The sequence below is a fragment of the Nocardia carnea genome, from assembly GCF_029868325.1.
GTDB classification, from domain to species: Bacteria; Actinomycetota; Actinomycetes; order Mycobacteriales; family Mycobacteriaceae; genus Nocardia; species Nocardia carnea_C.
Map to the genome: position 1 here is coordinate 1 of NZ_JARWNW010000311.1, position 21,649 is coordinate 21,649.

The following is a 21,649-nucleotide window of genomic DNA, read 5'->3' on the forward strand; positions in this document are numbered from 1 at the left end:
CCGGATGACAGGTCGGCCAGAGTCTTTCGGGGCCCGCGCCATGAGCAATGCCGTCCTGCCTACCGGTGCCCGCCCACCGGCCGGGGGGGGGGCCCGTTGTGGTGCACGGGGGAGGGCAGGACGCGCCCGAGTATTTATTTAATTTCGGCCGGGCTTCTGGGGGCTCCCGGTCTACCTTTTCGGGCGCCCCCCCCGGGGGGGTGGGTGGCACCGGTAGGCAGGACGGCATTGCTCATGGCGCGGGCCCCGAAAGACTCTGGCCGACCTGTCATCCGGTGGCGTGGGCATCAGTGACTGCGGCGAACGGCGGTACGCGTCTGGCTGTGACCGCGCAACGATAGTAGTGAGACCCCGGATAATGGTCTGGGCGCGGGCGCAGGTTTCGTACAGCATCCGCCACAGCGTCTTCTCGCGCAGGTGGAGGAAGAACTGCTCCAGGTCGACATCGAAGACCTCGACCTCGCCGGCCGCACCGCGGCGGTGAAGTCCAAGGGCGCCAAACCCCGCATCCGCCGACGCGGCGCCACCCACCACGAACACGTCCCCGAAAACGTGTACTGGGACGCCGGCACCGCCCGCCTGCTTCCCCGGCTCATCCGCGACCGCACCCGCGGCCCCGTGTTCGTGACCCACCGCCGACCGGGACCCGGCAAGTACCTCGCCGACCGCGACGTCTGCCCCGACACCGGCCTCGCCCGGCTGTCCTACGACCAGGCCCGCGACCTACTCGACGCCAGCCACCGCCATCGACAGGCCCGGAACCGGCTGGGACCTTCACGAACTACGCCATTCCGGCCTGACCCACCTCGGAGAATCCGGGGCCGGCCTGCTGGAACTGATGGCCAAGTCCCGGCACCGCAAAGCCGAGAACCTGCGCCGCTACTTCAAACCGTCCCCACAGGCGATGCGCGAGCTGACCTCGATCCTGGGCCCGGGAGCCGAGTGTCGACGCTGACCAGCAGCTACGCTGTATCCGTGGTTTTTCGGCGGTTACTACCGGAACCCCAATCGGGCGGTCACCGCCGACGTCCGGCACCTCGAACAGGGCATCCGGGCTGTGCGTTTGCGGGACCGGCGAGGGCTCGGTCAGTTCGCTGCCGAGCCATCCTCGTCGAGGCTTCGGGGCAGGTCCGCCAGGGTGTGCAGGGCACTGAGGAATACCTGGCGGTCAGCGGGCGAGAGGTGTTGCAGCACCAGCTGTTCCTCGCGGGACTGGATCTCGGTTCGAGCCTGCGCGACGATCCGGTGGCCCTCGGCGGTGAGTTCCAGTAAGCGGGCTCGCCGGTCGGCCGGGTCGGGGTATCGATGCAGCAGGCCGCGGTCCTGGAGGTCGTCGAGGACAGCGATGATGCGGGTTTTGTCCGCGCCTATTTCCTGGGCGAGTACACCCTGGCCCCGGGCCGGTCCGCGACTGAGGGCGACCAGGACGCTGTAGGCCCACATGGTCAGGCCGTACGACTCGAGGACCGGGCGTTCCATGGCGATCAGCGTGCGGGTCAGCGGAGCGAGCATTGCCGCCAGGTCCGGACGGTCCGTTGATCCCATGGGTCGAATTTACCGGGGCCGGGAGCCCCTACCGCGTAACGGCATCTGTGCACGAGTGAGGTCGGGGCGGTGGTTCACTTGAAAATAATAAGCATGGACAGATGATATGCGGGTGCTTACTATTGGGATATGACTATCGAAGACCTTCGCGAGCCTGACCGCACCGCGGTGCTCGCCACCGTGAAAACAGCCGAACTCGTGACCCCGGACCTGCTCGGCCGCGCGACCCCCTGCGCCGCCTGGAACGTCGGGGAACTGCTGGCCCATATGGCCGCCCAGCATCGCGGTTTCGCCGCCGCGGCACGTGGCGACGGAGCCGATCTCGCCCTGTGGCATCCGCGCCCGCCCGGGCCGCATACGAGCGAGGAATACGCCGAATCCGCCGAGGAGGTCTTGGCCGCCTTTGCACCGGACGATGTGCCGCAGCGCCTGTTCGCCATGCCGGAATTCGGTCCCGGTGTCACCGTGCCCGGGCACCAGGCCATCGGCTTCCATCTGGTCGACTATGTGGTCCACGGCTGGGACCTCGCCCGTGCTGTCGGGCAGGACTACGAACTCGACCCGGCGTGCGCCGAACCGGTGGTGCGGATCGTCGGGCAGATTCCCGACGGACCGGAGCGTGACAGCCCGGAAGCACCGTTCGCGCACGCGCTCCCGGATCCGGGCACCGGTTCCGCGCTCGACCGAATCCTGCGCATGCTCGGCCGTTCCCCGAAATGGCCCGAATCGAACTGAGCCGGGGAGATGGGCGCCCGGGGGGAGCTGAACGGCTTGTCGCCGCAGCGGTGAGCCCGGCCCTCGATCAGCCCACTGGGACCATTTCATCGCAGATCGCGTGGTACCGCTGATCGTGGTGCCGTTGCTCGCGGGTTGCTGTTCTGCAGTCTGCGCGATCCGGGCATTCCGCACGAAGACGTACCGTCCGCTGCAAAGGTCTGAGAGCGGGCTCGCCGGCCGACGGATCTACTCGCGCGCAGGTGCGGTCTCCGTGGAATGTGCGGCATTGCTTCTGTGCCCAGGTCGGCGAGCAGGCGTAGCCGAGTTTGCCGTTGCGGTCCGCCGCGAAGTCCTGAGAGCGTGCGCGCGGGCCGAGCGGGAACTACTCGCGCACCGGAGCGGTCTCCGTGGAACGTGCGCTGTTGTCCGCATCGAGGCCGGCGAGCAGGCGCAGCCCATCCTCGGCGGGGCTGCCCGGGACCGCGGACAGGACCAGCAGCTCCAGACCCGATTCGTCCGGTAGGGCGAAGTTCTCCTGGTGCAGTTCCAGGAGTCCGACCAGCGGATGCCGGTAGGCCTTGCGCCCGTGGGTGCGGGCACGTACATCGGCCCGGGCCCAGAGGCGGCGGAAACGTTCGCTGCCCATCGCGAGTTCGCCGATGAGCGAGACCAGCTGTGGGTCGTCGGGGTATTTCCCCGCGGCCAGGCGCAGGTGCCCGACCGCGTCGAGGGTGCAGGTCTCCCAGTCCGCGTACAGGCCGCGGTCGGCTTCCTCCAGGAAGATGTGCCGGGCGGTGTTGAGCCCGGGGATCGGCCGGCCGTAGAGCAGTCCGGCCAGGCGGTTGCCGGCGAGCACGTCCAGGCGGTGGTTCATGATCAGCGCGGGTGCGCCGGCGACCAGGTCCAGCACTCGCAGCACCTCCGGCCGGACCTGTCCGCCCGGCGTCCTCGCGCGGCGGCGGCGCTGCCGGGCGAGCCGGTAGAGATGGCCGCGTTCGGTGTCGTCGAGACCGAGAACGCGGGCGAGCGCATCGAGAACCTGCTCGGAAGGCTGGGTGGCGCGCCCCTGCTCCAGGCGCACGTAATAGTCGACGCTCACACCGGACAGATGCGCCACTTCTTCCCGGCGCAGCCCCTCGACCCGGCGCGGCCTGTCGGTGGGGATGCCGACGGCGGCCGGGTCGACCCGGGACCGCCGGGTCCGCAGGAAGCCCGCGAGATCGTCCATACCCCCAGTATGGCCGCGCCGGAGCCGGCGAAGGTGGCCCTGCCGTTACCAGGAAGCCCGGTCCGGTGGAAGAAACGCCCCTGACCGCCGGGCGCCGCGAAGCCCAGGATCGAAGACATCCGATCCGAAGGAGTTCCGATGAAGACGCTGATCGTCTACGCCCACCCCGAACCGGAGTCGCTCAACGGCGCACTCAGAGACCTCGCGGTGAGCACGCTGGAAAAGGCGGGGCACGAGGTCCGGGTGAGCGATCTGTACGCGATGGACTGGAAGGCGGTGGTGGATGCCGCGGACTACGGCCCCGCCGCCTCGGCCCCGCTGCGAGTCGTGCGCGATTCGGGCCGGGCCTTCGACAGCGGGGACCTCACCCCGGACGTCCGCGCCGAACAGGAGAAACTGCTGTGGGCCGAGATGATCGTCTTCCAGTTCCCGCTGTGGTGGTACTCGATGCCCGCCATCCTCAAGGGCTGGGTGGATCGCGTATTCACCCAGCACTTCGCGTACGGCGTCGGCGAGCACAGCGACACCAAATACGGCGAACGCTACGGCGAAGGCACCCTCGCGGGCCGCAAGGCGCTGCTGTCGGTGACCATCGGCGGCCAGGAATCGCACTACTCCGCCCGCGGGGTCAACGGCCCGATCGAGGATCTGCTGTTCCCCATCCACCACGGCATCCTCTACTACCCGGGTATCGAGGTGCTCCCGCCGTTCGTCTCGTACGGCGCCGACCGGATGACCGCGGCCGACTACCGCGACGTGGCCAAGGCGTGGGAGCAGCGCCTGCTCACCCTGGACTCCACCGAGCCGATCCCGTTCCGGCGGCAGAACTACGGTGACTACGAGATGCCCTCGCTGCAACTGAGAAAGGGACTCGAACCCGCGGGTCGCACCGGCTTCGGTTTGCATGTACGTGGCTGATCGTGGTCGAGGCGGAGACCAGGTAAGCGATGCCCTCGCCGGCGCTGCCTTTCACCGGGGACGGCCGAGCGAGCCGGATCAGGCCGGCCCGACGGCGGCGCGGATGGCGGGGTCGAGAAGGCCGAGGTCACTGCCGAGGCGGTCGGCGAGGTCGCGGGCCACCGCGACATCCTTGCGGAGGAAATCGCCGACCGATTCGGAGAATGCCGCGACCGACCCCTTGGCGGCAACGCTGAGGACAGCCCGGCTGGAACTACTCGCGTGGGGGAGTGCCGCAAGCACTTCCGATTCGGCGAGACCCAGCTGCCCGGCGAACCGGACGGCCTCGGTGACCAGGCCGATCTGGGCCGCGAACAGCGCGTTGTTCACGAGTTTGACCCGCTGGCCGTTGCCGAGCGCACCGACCGCCAGCACCGGATCGGCGTAGGCCGACAGCACGGGGCGGGCCCGCTCGACCGCTTCCGGTTCGCCACCGAGGAAAACGGTGAGCGCACCGTCGGCGATATTGTGCGGGCCGCCGCTGACCGGCGCGTCGACCACCCGGCCGCCGGCCGCAGCGATCGCGGTCGCGGTATCGGGGCTGCCGGTGGTGTGCAGGATCAGTACCGAATCGCGCGGCATGGTGTCGAGCAGACCGCTGCCGAGGCAGACCTCGCGTACCTGGTCGTCGGTGAAAACACAGATCACCACGGCCTCCGCGTTCTCACCCGCCTCGGCCGCCGAGCCGACGGTGGTCGCGCCGGCGGCGGTGATCGCCTCGCGGCCGGCGGGGTTGCGGCCGACCGCGCGCACACTGTGCCCGGCGGCCACGAGGCGCCGGATCATGGGGACGCCCATCCGGCCGGCGCCGACGAATCCGATACGCACTCGGTTTCTCCTTCGATCGTGGGCGCCGGATCTTCCCGGCGCCCGAGCGGCCCTCGGACCACCCCGCCGCGCAGGCAATCGTGGCCATCCGGAACGACGGTTCAGCGCGGTTTGCCCATGAGGCCAAGGGTCGCGTCGGCGGTATCGAGTACCGCGCCGGGCGTGATACCGGCGGCCTCGGCGAGTTCGCTGATCAACCGGACATCCTTGCGCAGCAGGTCCCCGGCATGGGCCGCGATCTGATCCAGTGATCCACCGCCGGCCAGGATCCGGCCCAGCGCGAAACTGTTCCCGCTGCCGTTGCCGATCACCTCGCCGAGCCGCTGCGGGCTCACCCCCAGCTGTTCGCCGAGTTCCAGGGTGCTCACGGCGGTGGCCATATGCGCGGTGAAGAGCAGGTTGTTCAGCAGTTTGGTGGTCTGGCCGGCGCCGATATCACCGAGGTGTACCACCGGATTCGCGTAGGTGCCGAACACCGGCAGGCAGCGTTGCAGGGTTTCGGCGTCCCCACCGGCCATCACCAGCAATCGCCCCGCCTCGACCGCCGGCGCGCCACCACTCACCGGCGCGTCGATCAGAGAAATACCCTGCTCGGCAGCGTTTTCGGCGAGAGCGCGGCAGGTGTCGGGATGGACGGTGCTGTGGATGGCGATCACGGGCCGCTCGGTACGTCCGGCCGCCGAGGCGGCGAATCCGGCGAAGATACCGTCCTCGCGCTCCAGAACTTCCCGCACATCCGCGTCACCGACGACGCACAGGCACACCAGATCGCTGTCTGCGGCCAGCGCGGCCGGGCTTTCGGCGACCTTCGCCGCGGTATCGGCATACGGTTCGACCGATACCGCCCGGCGCGCCCACAGCGTGGTCGGGTAGCCGCCTTCGACGATCCGGCGGGCCATCGGCCCGCCCTGGCTCCCCAGTCCGATGAATCCGACGCGCATACGATTCTCCCTTCGCGCGTTCAGGAATCGGCGCTCGCCGAATCCGGTTGTCCGGCGTTCGGCCGCCAGAACACGGCCAGTAGCGCGGCGGTCCCGAGCACGCCGACGAGGAGTGCGATCAGCCCACCGGCCCAGCCGGTGATCTCGATACCGGCGGCATGATCCACCGACAGCCACCCCGGGCCCAGAATGCCCATCACCACGCAGACCACCGCGAGCACCAGCACGTATTCGTAGCCGTCGCGCATCACGAAGAATCCGTTCTTCCGGTGCGCCAGCAGGGCGGCCACCAGCATCACCGAGATCACCGCCGCGGCGGCCAGCGGGGTGAGCAGTCCGAGGATCAGCAGCACACCGGCCCCGATTTCGGTGATGACGCTCAGCCACGCTTGCAGTACACCGTTGCGCAGCCCGAGGCTGCTGAACCAGCGCGCGGTACCGGCGATCTTGCCGCCCCCGATCCAGTGATTGACCCCGTGCGCGATCATGGTCGCCCCCACGACCAGCCGTAGCAGCAACAATGCGATATCGGTGACGTCCATCGGTTACCTTTCCGGCGCCGCGGCGCCGCCGTCGAATTGCAGGGTGGGCCCGGAGAATTCGCCGGCCTGCCGGGCGAGGAGGCATTCCTCGGCGAAAGCGAGCACGGACAGATGGTAGGCCGGTGCCGTATGGCCGAGGCTTATGTTGTGCCCGGTATTCGGCTGCCGGTTCACCACCACCCGGCCGGCGGCGGTGAACAAGGACCCCACCGCGGTCATTTCCTCCGGATCATTACGCCATACGCGTTCGTGTTCGCCGAGGGTATAGCGCACCGGGATACGGATATCCGGTGCGAGCCCGAGGAATTCCCGGGCGGCCCACTCGTTGAGGGCCTTCACTTCGAGGGCCGATCCACGTGCGGACACGCTACCCCCGCCGAGGACGTCCGGGGCGTAGAGCCGCGAAGGACTCCAGATCAGCTTCCCCACTCCTGGCGGTCGCTTACCCGGTTCCCGGCGCGCACCCCAGAGCAGTTCATGGGCCACCGGCTGGTGCTGTCGCCCGGTCCCGGCCAGCTCCAGCCCCAGCAGGCCCGCGCCACGGTCGGCCGCCGCCATCCGGACGGCCAGCTCGCACCCCGCCGAATGCGCGAGCAGGAAAACCCCCGCGCCACGCGGTAATCCGTCGAGCAGCGTATCGATCGCGCCGTACATCAGATCCACCCGCCGGCGCGGATCCGCCAGCCGGTCGGCATAGGGGCCCGAGCTCCGGAACCCTGGCCGGTCCAGCGCGAGCATGGTGTACCCGAGACGCTGCCCGGTGCGCAGCAGCGAGAACTCCGGATGTCCTGGGCAGTCGAAATACCGGGAGTCGACCGCACCTCCGTGCACGGCGACCACCACCGCCCGCGGCGCGGGCGCTTCGGCCAGCAGCCCGGACACCGGAATCCCGTGGACATCCCGTACTTCCGCGACGACAGGCAGCGGTCCCGTGGAATCGGCCGCGACGAGATCCGAATCGGTGAGGGTCATTCGTCGCCCGCCACCGCGATTTCCCGGCAACTCCGCGCACATACCTTCCGAATGGGTGCGGGCACCGGCGCCCGGACGGTTTCGGATCGGGTTTCGTGTGCTGCGCGGATCAACTCGCCGCGCGTCCGGAAAACCGGCATATTCCCGAACAGGTCTGCACAGCGGCCGTCCGGGACCGACCTCCGCGGGGACGCCGGCGGCGTGATCTCTCGAGGTTTGTTCACCGGGGCGACTGCACTCGATACCGGTGCTGCTGCCCGAAGACGACGTGGTGCGCGGGGAATTCGCAATGCCCGAGGTCCAACCGGTGCTGGTCCGGGGGCAAAGGCGGTCCGTGCCGATGCGCTCATCACGAGGCGCTCCGCAATAACATGGCCCCGCCCGGAGTCAGCCCGCCGCTGGATACCACCGCGACCCGCGCATCCCGGACCTGGCGCTCCCCGGCGGTCCCGCGCAACTGCACGATCGCCTCGTGCAGCAGTCCCATCCCGTGGGTGCGGCCGTGTGACAGCTGCCCGCCGTGGGTGTTCAGCGGCAGGATCCCGTCGCGGGCGATGTTCTTCCCGCCGTCCAGGAAATCCTTGGCCTCGCCGATTTTGCAGAATCCCAGTGCCTCGATCCAGGACACGCAGTTGATGGTGAACCCGTCGTACAGTTCGGCCACATCGACATCGTCGGGCCGCAGATCGGTGCGGGTCCACAGGTGCGCGGCCGGGCCGAGTACCTGCGGTTCGTGCGTGAGGGTGCTCTGATCCCATTCGATCCGCTCGATGATCTGGGTGCCCACGGCCTCGACCTCGATTCCGGGTACCGGCAGGTCCGCGGCGGCGTCGCGGGCCGAGACGATCACCGCGACCGCACCGTCGCACGGCACATCGCAGTCGTAGAGACCGAACGGCGTGGTGATCGGCCGGGCATCGAGATAGTCGTCCATGGTCATCGGCTCGCGGTAGACGGCGCTCGGATTCAGTGCGGCGTTCGCCCGCTGGTTCAACGCGACCCAGCCCAATGTCTCGCGGGTGGTGCCGTACTCGTGGAAATGCCGCTGTGCCTTCTGCGCCAGCGTATGCGCGGCGGAGGTGGATCCGAAGGGATGCATCCAGCTGGAGGTGCGGCCGCCGCCGGACACCGGGATGGTGCCGCGTTTCATCAGCTCGTTGAAGGTGGCCTCCCATACCGTGCGATAGCACAGCACGTGGGTGGCCAGCCCGGCGTGCACGGCGAGCATGGCCGCGATCACCGAACCACCGGGCCCGAAGGTTTCGATCCCGCCGTTGTGCCAGGTGGGCCGGATCCCCAGCGCCGATTCCAGCGCGGTGACCCCGCCCTCCCCGAAACCGCCCAGGTTGCCGCCGCCCGGATACGAGGACAGGCCGTCGATATCGTCGAGGGTCAGTCCGGCATCGGCGACCGCCCGCTCGCAGGCGTCGACGGTGAGCTCGAGCGGTGGCCGCATCAGCCGCCGCCCGATATCCGACATCCCGATTCCGGTGAGAACGACACTGTCCTCGAACTTGTCGCGGCGCAGCATCGGGGTCACCCGCTGACCGAAATCGGCCGGTGCGATCTCGTCGACCGGCAGCGGCGCCGGTTCCGGTTGATGCGCGGCCGGCCGGAACAGCGGTAGCCAGACGTCGTCGTCCTGCTGGAAGACCACCTCGAGCCGCATACCGAGGTGCAGTTCATCCGGATCGCATTCGACGATATTGGTGGTGAGCCGGACCCGGGGGTCGTCGGCGAGCGCCACCGTCGCCACCACATACGAGGGCGGCAGGCCCGGTGTGGCAAACCGATGGTTGACCGTGAAGGAAGCAAGTGTCGCCGTACCCGAAACCACGCGCGGGGCGAGTTCGCGACCCCGGCAGTACCGGCAGATCGGCTGAGGCGGGTGGATCAGCGCCGAACACGCCCGGCACTCCTGGATCCGCAGCTGCCCGTCGGCGCCGGAGGTCCAGAAGAACTCGGTGTCCAGGGACAGCAGCGGGAGCGGCCGCCCCGAACGTGGTGCCGGATCGTCACCGTTCGTCGATGCCATATCGCCTCCTCGTATGACCGGTGCGCGGCGCTTCCGGCCGGTGATCTCCTCGTTGTGCCGTGACCGCGGCGGGTGGCCGGCTGCCACCCGCCGCGGTCACGAAGAATCCGTTGTGGTGCCCTCGGTGTCAGATCTGGGCGGCGTCCTTCCGGACGGTGACGGGTTCGGCGAGTCGCTGTTCATCGCAGACCGTCTGCAACTTCTCCAGGGTTTCCGCCAGCCCCGGACCGAGCGGCTCGCCCGGAGTGAACGTGGCCGGAAGATGACGCATGCCCTGAATGACCGCGATCGTCTCGTAGTGCACGGTTTCCTCCGGGATGCAGCGGAAATCCGGTATCCGGTCCAGCACCGCCAGCAGCATCCGCTTGTACACCGCGCGGGCCACATTCGATCCGATACAACGGTGGATACCGAGTCCGAAACTGAAGTGCCGATTGCCCTTCCGGTCCAGGACGACGGTCTCGGGCCGGTCGAATACCGCCGGGTCGCGGTTGGCCATCGCCCAGGACAGCCACAGCCGGTCCCCTTCGGCGAACCGGGCACCGGCCAGTTCGATATCGGTGTTGAGGGTCCGGCCGTCGCCCGGTGCGGGGGTGAAGTAGCGCAGGAACTCCTCGGTCGCCGAATCGAGCAATTCGTCGCGTTCCCGGCTCAGAGTTTCGCGTTCGGCGGGATGGTCGGACAACCATTCCAGCGAATGCGCGGTGAGTGCGGTGGTCGTGTCGAAACCGCCCCCGATCAGCAGCCCGAGCATGCCCAGGATCTCGATATCGGAGAGCGGTTCGCCGCCGAGTGTCGCCTCGGTGGCCAGCGCGTGGACCAGACCCGGCCGCGGGTGCTCCCGGATCTCGACCAGGTTGGTGTACATATCCAGGCCCATTTCCTGGTGCAACCGGTGCACCCGCTCGTACTCCGGGGAGTCCGGCGGGGTGTAGACCGTGGCATGGGCGGGCTCGCTGTAGACCGCCCAGTTGCGCAGTGGTATGCCCAGCATCGCCAGGGTCAGGACCGCGGGGACGATATTGGCGAGATCGTCGACGAAATCGATACGCCCGGTGGCGATCTTCTCGTCGAGAGCGGCCCGTACGAGTTCGTCGACGAACGGGATCCAGCGCTGTACGGCGGCGGGGGAGAGATAGGGATTGAGCACCGAACGTAATTCGCGATGTTCGGGATCGTCCATCTCCAGGATGCCGTTGCGGATGGCGGATTCGTTGGCCGACGGGATCGTGATGCCCTGGTACCCGCGGCGCACCCCCTCGACATCGCGGTCGTTGGAGACATACGGGCAGCGGGCGAGTTCGAAGACTTCCCGGTTGCCCGCCGCCACCCAGTAACCGTCGTGGTTGTCGGTCCAGGCGATCGGGCAGTGCCGGTGCATATGCTCGGTGATCGCCTGGAACGATTCCCGGTAGCCGGGTGCGTAGCGGTCGTAAGGGAAATGGGGCCGGCGACGGCCGGTGGATTCGGTGGCGGACATCGGATGCCCCCTCGTCTTGCTCGGTCTATTCGGTGAGCGTGATGGCGCGCTCGGGGCAGGAGTGCACCGCTTCGCGCACCTGATCCTCTTGATCGTGGGCTACATTTTCGTCCACCGGTGACGAGTGGCCGTCGATTTCGCTGAGTTCGAACGCTTTCGGGGCGATCATCGAGCAGAGGGTATGCCCCTGGCAGCGTTCCTGATCGACATGGACCTTCACGGTTGTCACTTCCCTTCGAGTGCGGTCGGCGGATTCTTCAGGGCTGATTCAGGTGTTTCGTCCGCCGTTGACGCCGATGATCTGGCCGGTGATGTAGCCGGCCTCTTCGGAGATCAGGAAAGCGCAGGTGGCGGCGATATCCTCGGGTTTACCGATACGCCGCACGGGGGTGCGCTGAATATGGTCCTCGACGCTGCCGCCGAGCAGCCCGCGCTCCTCGGAGCCGCGCAGCATGGGGGTGTCGATGAAGCCCGGTGGGACCGCGTTGACGGTGATCCCGGACGGGCCGAGTTCCAGCGCCAGCGATTTGGTGAGCCCGTTGACCGCGGATTTCGACGAGACATAGTGCGTCATGAACGGCTGCCCCGAATGTGCGCTGGAGGAAGAGATGTTCACGATCCGCCCCCACCCGGCTTCGAGCATATCCGGCAGCACCGCTTGGATCGTATGGAAGACACCGTGCAGGTTGACTTCGATAACCCGCTGCCATTCCGCGAAATCGATGTTCTGGAAACGTTTGAATCCATCCACGCCGGCGGCATTGACCAGGACGGTGACCGGTCCCAGTTTCTCGCGGATGGCGCCCAGTGCTTCGGCGAGGCTTTCGGGGTCGGTGACATCGGCCCGGTAGGCGGAATCGTCGTCGGCGGAGGCATTGCGGTCCAGGGCCGCCACGTGGAAGCCGTCGCTGCGGAGCCGCTGCGCGATGGCCAGTCCGATGCCCGAGGCGCCGCCGGTGACAACTGCGGTTTTCACGCTTGCTCTCCTCCCTCGCGCCCACCGGCGCAAGAACATGCATTCCGAATACGAGAACCGTACTCTCGTAAAGATCGGCTGCGCAAGATCCGAGCGATCCGTGCAATCCGGCTGTGGGTCCGTCGCGGGCCCGATAGTTCCAGCTCATCGAATCGACCGCACGGACCCGCTCCCAAATGTACTATTCTCCTGAAACGAGAATGCTATTTCCACAATCTTCGAGGAGGCGGGATGTCAACGCAGGAAGAGGCGGTGACTGCCACCCAACGGCTGCTCATCGACGGGCAGCTGATCGAGGCCGGGCGCACCCTGGCCTCGCTCAATCCCGCGAACGGTGAAGTGGTCGGCCACGCGCCCGAAGCCGGTGTGGCCGAGGTCGACGCCGCTGTCGCCGCCGCCCGCCGCGCGTTCGACACCACCGACTGGTCGACGAATCACGTATTCCGAGCGCGCTGCCTGGAGCAGCTCTATCAGGCGCTGCAGGACAACGTGGAGGAACTGCGCGCCCTGATGATCGCGGAGGTCGGCGCAAGCTACATCCTCACCAAGGGCAACCAGCTCGAAACCCCGTTCGAGATCGTCAAGTACTACGCGGGACTGCTGAAGGACTACACCTGGACCGAGGACCTGGGGCCGGTCGAGATCCGCGGTGCCCAGCATCAGCGGTGGGTGGAGAAGGAAGGCGCCGGGGTCGTCGCGGCCATTGCCGCCTACAACTACCCCTACCAGCTGGCGTTCGCGAAACTCGCGCCGTCGCTGGCTGCCGGCTGCACGGTGGTACTGAAGGGTGCACCCGATACGCCGCTGATCACCCTCGCGCTCGGTGAACTCATCGCGCAGCACACCGATATCCCGGCCGGTGTGGTGAATATCCTCACCAGTTCCGAAGTGGCCGTCGGCGAACGGATGACCACGCATCCCGATGTGGACGTCGTATCGTTCACCGGTTCCACCCCGGTCGGCCGCAAGATCATGGCCGCCGCCAGCGCAACCCTGAAGAAGGTGTTCCTCGAGCTCGGCGGTAAATCCGCCGCGATCCTGCTCGACGACGCCGACTACAACATGGGCGCCATGTTCGCCGCGTTCAGCATCTGCTCGCACGCCGGCCAGGGCTGCGCCATCACCACCCGGCTGCTGGTGCCGCGCGCCGACCACGACAAGGTCGCCGAACTGGTCGCCGCGAACCTCGCGAACATCACCTACGGCGATCCGGCCGACCCGAAGAACTATATGGGCCCGCTGATCAGCGAACGCCAGCGCGACAAGGTGCACGGCCTGGTGGAACGCGCGGTCGCGGCCGGTGCCACCCTGGTGGCCGGCGGCGAGAAGGTGGACCCGGGCTACTTCTACAAGCCGACCCTGCTGGCGAACGTGGACCCCGACAGCGAGATCGCGCAGGAAGAAGTGTTCGGCCCGGTGCTGGCAATGATTCCGTACGACGATATCGACCACGCCGTCGCGATCGCCAACAACTCGATCTACGGTCTGTCCGGCGGTGTATTCGGTGCCGACGCCGAACGCGCCCGGTCGGTGGCGCGGCGGATCCGCACCGGAACCTTCAGCATCAACGGCGGCAACTACTTCCACCCCGACGCACCGTTCGGTGGCTACAAGCAGTCCGGTGTCGGCCGCGAAATGGGCGTCGTCGGGATGGAGGAATTCATGGAGCGTAAGACAATCGCCGAGGTGGTGGCCTCGTGAGCAAACCGCTGGAGGGGATCACGGTCCTCGAGGTCGCCATGTACGGCTTCGTACCGTCGGCGGGCGCGGTGCTCTCCGACTGGGGCGCGAACGTGATCAAGGTCGAGCACGCGGTCACCGGCGACCCGCAGCGCGGGCTGCGGCAGATCGGCAAGTTCAAGGTCGAGGGCGACCCGAACCCGAATATCGAGCACGCCAACCGCGGCAAACGCAGTATCGGCATCGATATGTCGGTCGAGGGCGGGCGTGAGGTGATCTATGAGCTGGCGAAGCAAGCAGATGTTTTTCTCACCAGTTTCCTGCCGTCGGCGCGGGCCAAATTCGGTATCGACGTCGACCATATCCGGGCCGTGAACCCGAAAATCGTGTACGCCCGGGGGAGCGCGCTGGGTCCGCGCGGTGTGGAATCCGATCGCGGCGGATACGATATGACGGCCTTCTGGTGCCGGGGCGGTGTGGCCGCCACCATCACTCCGGAAGGTACCGACGGGATGATTTCGCCGCCGGGTCCCGCCTTCGGCGACACCATCTCCGGCACCAATCTGGCGGGCGGTATCGCGGCGGCGCTGCTGAAACGGGAACGCACCGGGGAACCGTCGATCGTGGACGTCTCGTTGCTGGGTAGCGGTCTGTGGTCCCTCGGTCACACTGTGGCACTGTCGGTCTATCAGGACGAGCCGATGATCGCCCCGCCGCCCGGAACGCACGGCGCGATGGCGAATCCGCTGTCCGGCCTGTACAAAACGGCCGACGATCGCTACCTGTCGTTCGTCATGCTGCAACCGGGCAAGTTCTGGGCCGACGTCTGTCACCATATCGATCGCCCCGATATGGCCGAGGATCCCCGTTTCGCCGATGCGGCCTCGATCGCGGCGAACACCGATGCCGGGGTGGAGATCCTGCGCGAGGCGATCGCTGAGCGGACCCTCGCGGAATGGACGAAGAAGTTCGCGACACTCAAAGGTCCGTGGGCGCCGGTGCAGGATTCCCGTCAGGTTGCCGACGACCACCAGATCCGCTCCAACGAATACATCCTTCCCGCTGGAGAATTGGCGCTGGTCTCGAGTCCGGTGCAGTTCGATGTCACCGCACCGGAACTGCGGCCCGGCCCGGAGTTCGCCGCCCAGACCGAAGAGGTCCTGCTCGAACTCGGCTGGGACTGGGATCGCATCATCGAGTTGAAGACCAGCGGAGCCGTGGCCTGATCCGGGCCACCGTACGATGACGTGGTGCCGGGCGCGAACTCGGCACCACGTCGGCCCGCCCGGATCAGTCCGGGGCGCGTTCCGGCGCCAGTGCGGGGCCGCTGATCGCGCATTGCGGTAGGCAGTCGACGGAGTCGAGGGTGGGTGCGCGCCGGGGTGGGCGCAGCAGCACCGCGGCCGAGAGCGCCCCGGTGAGCAGTAATCCGGCGCAGATCCACATGGCGACCGCGAAGCCCGAATCGAAGGCCGCGGGGTCGTCCAGCGCACCGGAGATACCGGCGAGACCGGGTAATGCCGCCACGGCGACCAGCTGCGCCGTCCGGGCGACCGCATTGTTCACGCCGGAGGCGATACCCGCCTCGGCCGTCGATACCGCCCCCAGTACGGCCCCGGTCAGCGGCGAGACCAGCACCGAGAGTCCCAGTCCGAAGACCAGCACTCCGGGCAGCACATCCACCACGTAGGCCGCGTCCGGGCCGATCCGCAGCAGCAACACCAGTCCGGTTGCCGCGATGAGCGGTCCGAGTGTCATGGGCAGGCGAGGTCCGTGCCGCTGGGCCCAACGGCCGGCCGGGGCCGAGAGCAGCAGCATCAGGAGGGTTACCGGAACGGTCGCGGCGCCCGACAGCAGCGGTGAGTATCCGGCCACCAGTTGAAGCTGGAGAACCAGCAGGAAAAACACCCCACCGAGCGCGGCATAGACCGCCAGCGTGACGAGGTTGGCCGCGGTGAAGACACGAGAGGCGAACAACGAGGGCGGGACGAGCGGGTGGTCGCTGCGCACCTCGATCAGCACGAACACCGCCAGCAGCAGCGCGCCCGCGCCCACCAGCAGCGGGACAGTATCGATCAGCCCGAGGGTCAGCGCGCCGAGCGCGACCGCGATCACCAGCGCGCCGGGGATATCGAGCCGGGGCGCTGCCTCCGGGTCCCGGCTTTCCGGCACATGCCGCCGGGAGACCAGAACCACCACCAGTACCAGTGGCACGTTGATGAAGAAGATCGACCGCCAGCCCGCCGCGTCGATCAGCCAGCCACCGAGGAAAGGCCCGAGCGCGCCCGCCACCCCGCCGAACCCCGACCACAGCCCGATCGCCGCGCCCCGATCGCGGTCATCGATGGACGCGGAGATCAACGCGAGACTTCCCGGTGTGAGCATTGCGCCGGCCACGCCCTGCAGCACTCGGGCGGCCACCAGCATCTCGACACTCACCGCAGCACCGCACAGCAGGGACGTCAGGGCGAAACCTATGGCGCCGGCCACGAACACCTTGCGCCGGCCGAACCGGTCGCCGAAGGAACCGCCGAGCAGAATGAACGAGGCCAGCGTCAGGGTGTAGCCGTTCAGTGTCCACTGGAGCCCGGCGACATCGGTTGCCAGTGCCTCGCCGATGCGGGGCAGGGCGATATTGACGACCGTAGCGTCGAGCGACGCCACCGACGAACCGAGAACTGTGGCCAGCACGATCCACCGGCCGGAGGCCGACCGGAGCCGCGGCAGCTCAGCGGTACTCACCTGAGTGAAGATAGGTGCTCACGCGGGTTCGGCGCGTTCGACACCCGGCGTAGGGCCCGCGAGACCACCGGCGAACCGGCACCGGCGGGGGAGTCGCCGGCCCGGATTACGGCCGCCGGTGCCCGGCCGGCTCGACCAACCGCCGGGGCACGAGGAAAGCACGCGAGCAGCGGCGAGGCGAGTGGCCGGGCCGGCCCTAGGCTGCCTGCGGAACGGTTTTCCGGCGGCGCAGTGGCTGCCGCGGCCGGGCGACGAGCGCGTTGCTCAGCGGTGTGCGCAGGGCGACCTCGACCACCAGGAGGCTGGCGGCCAGCACTATGACTGTGAGGACCGCCGAGCGGAGGTGCGGAACGGGATCGAGCATCCGATCCACCGGCAGTACCCGGTACACCACGTCGATCATCATCGGATGCACGGCGAAAACGCCGAACGCGCGCAGTGCGCCATAGCTGACGATCCGTGCGACCGGACCGTCGCCGCTGCCGCGGCGATCGTTCCAGGCCATACCCACGAGATACAGCAGCACCAGGGCTCCGACGAACAGCGGCAGGAACTGCGGGTTCCACGGCGAGGAGTGGCGCGTGGAGTCGATACCGGCGTCCGCATCCCGCAGATGCCCCACCAGGCCGTACGCACAACCGAGCACGGCCACGCCGACGACGACGGGCAGATTCGCGCGGATCCAGGCATCGACCCGCTCGAAATGCACCGCGAGCAAGGCGCCGATCACCGCGAACAGCGCGTACATCGGGAAGGCCTTCCACAGGTGCACCTGGGGACTCCAGCCGAGCACCGCGGTCGCGCCGGGCCAGTCGAAGAACATGAATATGCCCAGTTGCAGTGTGACGGCGGCGGCGAGCAATTCCAGGTGATGACCCGCGGTGCGGTGGACCAGCCATTGGAGTACTGGGAACAGTAGATAGATCTGCATGGAGATGAGCAGGAAGTACAGGTGATACCGGCCGTCGCCGGTGAGGATGCTGCCCACCGAATCCCGGGCCAGTTCCCCGGCGCCGGGCATCGGGGTGGAATCGTCCCACCAGACCAGGAACACCGTGTAGAGCACCGACCACACCAGATACGGCAGAACGACCTGACCGAAGCGTCGCCGCCAGAAGGCGCCGGGGGATACCTTGCGACCGGAATAGCCCAGGAAGAGGACGAAAACGGTGATCGCGACGAACCCGTACCGAGTGGTGTGCCCCACAGTGGCCATCACTCCGCTGCCGCCGGCGACATCGGGAGTGGTGCCGTGCGTGTGGGTGGCGACGACCAGGGTGAACAGGGCGACCCGCATGAAATCGGCGGTGTGATTGTACGGGCGGGTTGTCGGTGGCGGTGCCTGCGTTGTGTGTGCGTCCGTCCTTGCCAGCGTGTCGACCACGAAAAACCCTTACCCATGCTTATGAAACGCGACCTGTCTACCGCATCGGTGTACCCACCGACAAACCCGGTCCGCCCTGCGGCCGTCGAGTTCCATGGTGCCCGTCGGGCCGCTCGCCCCGGGCGGAGCCGCACGCGACCGGGGGGCCGTGCCCGTCGGTGAAGGGCATCCCTGTTGTGTTTCGCGGCGGAGAGAGAGTGGCTCACGGGATCGCCGTCGACACCTCCTGCGGAGGCACTGTAGGGCAGCGGCGGGGCCGGCGGCCACCGCGGGGGTCCGGGCCCGTTATCGGTGTTCGATACAGTGGAGAACAGGTGAACAGGGAGGGCGCACGGCCGGCGGACGGCAGGGCCCGGCTGCATCCGAGGCAGGGGCCTGGCCGCCGGATGGACCGATCGGCTCCGACGGGTAAGGGAACGGTTGGTCATGGCTGCGTCGCATTCGCCCGGACTCACGCCTCGGCCGGCCGGAACCCCCGGGTGTCGCGGTCCGGTGGCCGGCGAGGCAACCGCGGTATCGGCCGCGGCCCGGTCCGGTACGAAGCCGGCCGCGGGCACCGCCTATCGCGCGGATCTGGACGGTCTGCGCGGAATGGCGATCGCGCTGGTGGTGGTGTTCCACATCTGGATGGGCCGGGTATCCGGCGGGGTGGACGTCTTCCTGGTGTTGTCCGGCTTCTTCTTCACCGGTTTGCTGCTGCGCCGGGCCGGCAGCACCGGGTCGGTAGGGGTGTGGTCCACCGTGCGCCGGACCCTGCGGCGTCTGCTGCCGGCGCTGGTCGTGGTGCTCGTCGCGGTCCTCGGCGCTGCCGTGGTGTTGCGTCCCTATACGCAATGGGCGGATATCGCCGACCAGACCCTGTCCTCGCTGTTCTACTACCAGAACTGGCAGCTCGCGTGGACGTGGTCGGACTATCTGGCCGCGGACCCGTCGGTGAGCCCGCTACAGCATCTGTGGTCGATGTCGGTGCAGGGGCAGTACTACGCGGCTGCGCTGCTCGTCGTAGCGGTGGTGACCGCGGTATGCCGGTACCTGGGATATCAGGGGCGGATCCGGGCGGTACTGGGGGTTGTCATCACCGTGGCCGCGGCCGCGTCGTTCGTGTACGCGGCGCACGGTACGGCCACCTATCAGGGCTGGAACTACTACGACAGCTTCGCCCGGGCGTGGGAGTTGCTGGCCGGCGCGGGCCTGGTGCTCTTCGCGTCGAGCCGGTCACCGGCGCGACCGTTACGGCAGGTACTGGCCTGGTCGGGACTGGCCGGGGTCGTGGGCTGCGGCTGGCTGATCGTCGACGGCGCAAACCGCTTTCCGGGCCCGGCAGCGCTGCTACCTGTCGGCGCCTGTCTGGCGCTCATCCTGTCCGGTACCGGCCTGGCCCCCGCGGACCGGCCGTGGCCGAACCGGGTCCTGGCCACCCCGGTGGCACGCCGGCTCGGCGATATCGCCTACCCCCTGTACCTGTGGCACTGGCCGATTCTGATCTTCTACCTGGCCTACCGCGATCAGCCGCGGGCGGGTCTGGCCGGTGGGGTCGCGATCATCGTGTTGTCGGTGGTGCTGGCCTGGTGCACGCATCGCTGGGTCGAACAGCCGCTCCGGCTGCGCTCCGGAGCCGGTCCCGCGGCGGGTGAGGTGTCCGCGCGGTACCGGCGGGTGGCGGGCGTGGCGGTATCGGCGGTAGCGGTTGCGATGGTCGCGGTAACAGTCGCCTGGCAGGTCCTCGTCGTGGGGCAGGCGAGGGTGCCGAATGCTCTCGACCCCGTCCGCTATCCCGGTGCGGAAGCGCTCGCGTCGGGTGCACCTGTTCCGGAGGCCCGGGTACGTCCGAGCCCCTTGGAGGTCTCGGCGGATCTGCCGCCCTCGACGATGGACGGCTGTATCGCCGATTGGGACACGCGTGATGTTGTGACCTGCACCTACGGCGACCCGGACGCGGAACGAACGCTGGCCATGGCGGGGAGTTCGCATGTGGAGCACTGGTTGCCGGCCCTGCAGGTCCTCGCCGAACAACACAATTTCCGAATCCGGACCTACCTCAAGATGGGCTGCGCACTGACACTCGCAGAAGATGCCACCTACAAAGGTGAGGCCATCCCGGACTGCCGCGACTGGTCCCGGGATGTCATCGACCGGCTGGGAACCGACCGGCCCGACTGGGTGTTCACCATCGGCACGCATCCGCGTCTGGAAAGCGGTGACGAAACCCCGCCCGGTTATCCCGACGTCTGGGCGGCGCTGGCCGATCAGGGCCTGAATGTGATCGCGATCCGCGATACTCCGTGGCTGCGCCGCGACGGCGGCGTCCCGTATCGGGCCGGTGACTGTCTAGCCTTCGGCGGGACGGCGGCCGGTTGCGGGATGCACCGTATCGATGCCCTGGACGAGATCAATCCCGCCCTCGAGCCTGCATCGTACTTTCCGAATGTATTCCCCATCGACCTCAGCGGCGCCGTCTGTACCGATGACCTGTGCCCGGTCGTCGTAGGAAATATTCTCGCGTACCACGACGAACACCATCTGAGCGCGACCTTCTCTCGCTCCCTGGCCGGCCCACTCGGGCGCGCGTTGCATCCCCTGCTGGGATGGTGGTGACGGCGCCCGGATGAACCGTGCGGATCAGCTGTTTTCGCAACCGATTCCATTGCCGTCGCGGTCCAGGTCGTATTCGTCGGGACCGATCACTCGAACCTGCCCGGTGTACTCGGGCCCGTTACCACTGCCGCCCGCGCAGTCGACGTCGCTGGTGATGGGGACGCAGGGCTCGTAGGAGGAGTGGCATTCCGCAGGCTGGGCTGCGGCGGGCTGGGCGGCGACGACGGTTCCGGCGGCAGCGAAGGCGAGTGCGGTCGAGCCCAGCAAGGCGAGTGTTCTCATGGCGTCTTCTTTCAGAGGGGTTGACGAACGGCAGAAGTTTCGCACGGAAGTGTGCTCCGAGACTCTATTTAGACGGAAAAGAGACCTATAAAATAAGCTGTTATCGAATGCTTACGGTTTTGCTCGGTCGTCGCTCTTGTGGGGAACCGGTGCGCGGGTGAGGGTGTTGTTCCGGCGAAGTTCCCGATGATCTGGAGGTCGGCCCATGGAAACACCGCAGGTCAACGAACTATTCGATCCCGCGACGGAGTTCGGTGCCCGGGTTGCTGCGCGCCTGGCGCATGAGGAGATCATCTGGCTGACCACCGTCGGCCCGACCGGCACCCCGCAACCGAACCCGGTGTGGTTCCACTGGCAGGCGGGATCCTTTCTCATCTTCAGTCAGCCCGACCGGCCGAAGCTGCGTAATATCGCCCGCGACCACCGGGTTGCGCTGCATTTCAACAGCACCGGATCCGGCGGCGATATCGTCGTTTTCGGCGGTTCCGCCCGGCTCGAACTGACAACCGACCCGGAGGAGGTCGCCGCCTACCTCGAGAAGTACCGGGACGGGCTGGCGGGCCTGGCGATGACAGCCGAGCAGTTCCGCGCCGAGTATTCGGTGCCGATCCGGGTGATCCCCGACCGGCTCCGAGGTTTCTGACCCTCATGGCGCCGCGGCTCGCAGTGGCACAACGCACTACCCGCCGGCTTGCGGTCGATTCGCTACATCAATAATGTTCCGACACAGGAGATGTCCCAACTG

Annotated in this window: 19 protein-coding genes; 6 read left to right on the top strand and 13 right to left on the bottom strand. The window is 67.8% G+C overall.

Annotated elements, in window-relative coordinates:
- Positions 1 to 1,086 precede the first annotated feature (1,086 nt).
- Positions 1,087 to 1,545, bottom strand: coding sequence for a MarR family winged helix-turn-helix transcriptional regulator (locus QH196_RS30395; RefSeq protein ID WP_280419290.1), 459 nt, complete (start codon positions 1,543 to 1,545; stop codon positions 1,087 to 1,089).
- Between the two features lie 129 nt (positions 1,546 to 1,674).
- Between QH196_RS30395 and QH196_RS30400 the strand changes: the two genes are divergently transcribed.
- The gene (locus tag QH196_RS30400) at positions 1,675 to 2,280 is read left to right on the top strand and encodes a TIGR03086 family metal-binding protein (protein WP_280419291.1); all 606 of its coding nucleotides are present in this window, start codon (positions 1,675 to 1,677) and stop codon (positions 2,278 to 2,280) included.
- A gap of 364 nt (positions 2,281 to 2,644) precedes the next feature.
- On the opposite strand, the gene QH196_RS30405 is transcribed toward QH196_RS30400, so the two are convergent.
- A complete protein-coding gene (locus tag QH196_RS30405) occupies positions 2,645 to 3,490 on the bottom strand; it encodes a helix-turn-helix transcriptional regulator (RefSeq protein ID WP_280419292.1) in 846 nt (281 codons plus the stop codon).
- Between the two features lie 138 nt (positions 3,491 to 3,628).
- Between QH196_RS30405 and QH196_RS30410 the strand changes: the two genes are divergently transcribed.
- Positions 3,629 to 4,408: an NAD(P)H-dependent oxidoreductase gene (locus tag QH196_RS30410; RefSeq protein ID WP_280419293.1), complete on the top strand. Its 780-nt coding sequence runs from the start codon at positions 3,629 to 3,631 to the stop codon at positions 4,406 to 4,408.
- A 78-nt stretch (positions 4,409 to 4,486) separates the two neighbouring features.
- On the opposite strand, the gene QH196_RS30415 is transcribed toward QH196_RS30410, so the two are convergent.
- From QH196_RS30415 to QH196_RS30450, 8 genes are all read right to left on the bottom strand, one after another.
- Positions 4,487 to 5,275 (bottom strand): NAD(P)-dependent oxidoreductase, encoded by a 789-nt coding sequence (locus QH196_RS30415; protein ID WP_280419294.1) that lies wholly within the window; start codon positions 5,273 to 5,275, stop codon positions 4,487 to 4,489.
- Positions 5,276 to 5,376: 101 nt separating this feature from the next.
- Positions 5,377 to 6,216, bottom strand: a complete 840-nt coding sequence (locus QH196_RS30420; RefSeq protein ID WP_280419295.1) for an NAD(P)-dependent oxidoreductase — start codon at positions 6,214 to 6,216, stop codon at positions 5,377 to 5,379.
- Between the two features lie 20 nt (positions 6,217 to 6,236).
- Complete coding sequence (locus QH196_RS30425; RefSeq protein WP_280419296.1) at positions 6,237 to 6,758, bottom strand: DoxX family protein; 522 nt, start codon at positions 6,756 to 6,758, stop codon at positions 6,237 to 6,239.
- A gap of 3 nt (positions 6,759 to 6,761) precedes the next feature.
- Positions 6,762 to 7,730 (bottom strand): alpha/beta hydrolase, encoded by a 969-nt coding sequence (locus tag QH196_RS30430; RefSeq protein WP_280419297.1) that lies wholly within the window; start codon positions 7,728 to 7,730, stop codon positions 6,762 to 6,764.
- A 349-nt stretch (positions 7,731 to 8,079) separates the two neighbouring features.
- Positions 8,080 to 9,765, bottom strand: coding sequence for a thiolase C-terminal domain-containing protein (locus QH196_RS30435; protein WP_280419298.1), 1,686 nt, complete (start codon positions 9,763 to 9,765; stop codon positions 8,080 to 8,082).
- A 127-nt stretch (positions 9,766 to 9,892) separates the two neighbouring features.
- The gene (locus QH196_RS30440; protein WP_280419299.1) at positions 9,893 to 11,245 is read right to left on the bottom strand and encodes a cytochrome P450; all 1,353 of its coding nucleotides are present in this window, start codon (positions 11,243 to 11,245) and stop codon (positions 9,893 to 9,895) included.
- Positions 11,246 to 11,270: 25 nt separating this feature from the next.
- Positions 11,271 to 11,465 carry a ferredoxin gene (locus QH196_RS30445; protein ID WP_033245846.1) on the bottom strand — a complete coding sequence of 65 codons (195 nt, stop codon included), beginning with the start codon at positions 11,463 to 11,465 and terminating at the stop codon, positions 11,271 to 11,273.
- 48 nt (positions 11,466 to 11,513) lie between these two features.
- Positions 11,514 to 12,221: an SDR family NAD(P)-dependent oxidoreductase gene (locus QH196_RS30450; protein ID WP_280419300.1), complete on the bottom strand. Its 708-nt coding sequence runs from the start codon at positions 12,219 to 12,221 to the stop codon at positions 11,514 to 11,516.
- A 231-nt stretch (positions 12,222 to 12,452) separates the two neighbouring features.
- Between QH196_RS30450 and QH196_RS30455 the strand changes: the two genes are divergently transcribed.
- A complete protein-coding gene (locus QH196_RS30455) occupies positions 12,453 to 13,922 on the top strand; it encodes an aldehyde dehydrogenase family protein (RefSeq protein WP_280419301.1) in 1,470 nt (489 codons plus the stop codon).
- Complete coding sequence (locus tag QH196_RS30460) at positions 13,919 to 15,127, top strand: CaiB/BaiF CoA transferase family protein (protein WP_280419302.1); 1,209 nt, start codon at positions 13,919 to 13,921, stop codon at positions 15,125 to 15,127. Before QH196_RS30455 ends, QH196_RS30460 begins: the two co-directional genes overlap by 4 nt.
- Positions 15,128 to 15,191: 64 nt before the next feature.
- Here QH196_RS30460 and QH196_RS30465 read toward each other — a convergent pair whose 3' ends face one another.
- Together QH196_RS30465 and QH196_RS30470 are read right to left on the bottom strand one after the other, a co-directional pair.
- Positions 15,192 to 16,643, bottom strand: a complete 1,452-nt coding sequence (locus QH196_RS30465; RefSeq protein ID WP_280419303.1) for an MFS transporter — start codon at positions 16,641 to 16,643, stop codon at positions 15,192 to 15,194.
- A gap of 196 nt (positions 16,644 to 16,839) precedes the next feature.
- Positions 16,840 to 17,940 carry an acyltransferase gene (locus QH196_RS30470; RefSeq protein ID WP_348538122.1) on the bottom strand — a complete coding sequence of 367 codons (1,101 nt, stop codon included), beginning with the start codon at positions 17,938 to 17,940 and terminating at the stop codon, positions 16,840 to 16,842.
- A gap of 579 nt (positions 17,941 to 18,519) precedes the next feature.
- Between QH196_RS30470 and QH196_RS30475 the strand changes: the two genes are divergently transcribed.
- Positions 18,520 to 20,622 carry an acyltransferase family protein gene (locus tag QH196_RS30475; protein ID WP_280419305.1) on the top strand — a complete coding sequence of 701 codons (2,103 nt, stop codon included), beginning with the start codon at positions 18,520 to 18,522 and terminating at the stop codon, positions 20,620 to 20,622.
- A gap of 24 nt (positions 20,623 to 20,646) precedes the next feature.
- On the opposite strand, the gene QH196_RS30480 is transcribed toward QH196_RS30475, so the two are convergent.
- On the bottom strand, positions 20,647 to 20,904 hold the full coding sequence (locus tag QH196_RS30480; RefSeq protein WP_280419306.1) for a hypothetical protein: 258 nt from the start codon (positions 20,902 to 20,904) through the stop codon (positions 20,647 to 20,649).
- 205 nt (positions 20,905 to 21,109) lie between these two features.
- Between QH196_RS30480 and QH196_RS30485 the strand changes: the two genes are divergently transcribed.
- Positions 21,110 to 21,547: a TIGR03667 family PPOX class F420-dependent oxidoreductase gene (locus QH196_RS30485; RefSeq protein ID WP_280419307.1), complete on the top strand. Its 438-nt coding sequence runs from the start codon at positions 21,110 to 21,112 to the stop codon at positions 21,545 to 21,547.
- Positions 21,548 to 21,649: the final 102 nt, after the last annotated feature.

Excerpts from the sequence above, each read along its gene's own strand:
- QH196_RS30395 (WP_280419290.1), bottom strand. The coding sequence starts at position 1,545 with ATGGGATCAACGGACCGTCCGGACCTGGCGGCAATGCTCGCTCCGCTG.
- QH196_RS30400 (WP_280419291.1), top strand. The coding sequence starts at position 1,675 with ATGACTATCGAAGACCTTCGCGAGCCTGACCGCACCGCGGTGCTCGCC.
- QH196_RS30405 (WP_280419292.1), bottom strand. The coding sequence starts at position 3,490 with ATGGACGATCTCGCGGGCTTCCTGCGGACCCGGCGGTCCCGGGTCGAC.
- QH196_RS30410 (WP_280419293.1), top strand. The coding sequence starts at position 3,629 with ATGAAGACGCTGATCGTCTACGCCCACCCCGAACCGGAGTCGCTCAAC.
- QH196_RS30420 (WP_280419295.1), bottom strand. The coding sequence starts at position 6,216 with ATGCGCGTCGGATTCATCGGACTGGGGAGCCAGGGCGGGCCGATGGCC.
- QH196_RS30425 (WP_280419296.1), bottom strand. The coding sequence starts at position 6,758 with ATGGACGTCACCGATATCGCATTGTTGCTGCTACGGCTGGTCGTGGGG.
- QH196_RS30430 (WP_280419297.1), bottom strand. The coding sequence starts at position 7,730 with ATGACCCTCACCGATTCGGATCTCGTCGCGGCCGATTCCACGGGACCG.
- QH196_RS30435 (WP_280419298.1), bottom strand. The coding sequence starts at position 9,765 with ATGGCATCGACGAACGGTGACGATCCGGCACCACGTTCGGGGCGGCCG.
- QH196_RS30440 (WP_280419299.1), bottom strand. The coding sequence starts at position 11,245 with ATGTCCGCCACCGAATCCACCGGCCGTCGCCGGCCCCATTTCCCTTAC.
- QH196_RS30455 (WP_280419301.1), top strand. The coding sequence starts at position 12,453 with ATGTCAACGCAGGAAGAGGCGGTGACTGCCACCCAACGGCTGCTCATC.
- QH196_RS30470 (WP_348538122.1), bottom strand. The coding sequence starts at position 17,940 with ATGCGGGTCGCCCTGTTCACCCTGGTCGTCGCCACCCACACGCACGGC.
- QH196_RS30480 (WP_280419306.1), bottom strand. The coding sequence starts at position 20,904 with ATGAGAACACTCGCCTTGCTGGGCTCGACCGCACTCGCCTTCGCTGCC.
- QH196_RS30485 (WP_280419307.1), top strand. The coding sequence starts at position 21,110 with ATGGAAACACCGCAGGTCAACGAACTATTCGATCCCGCGACGGAGTTC.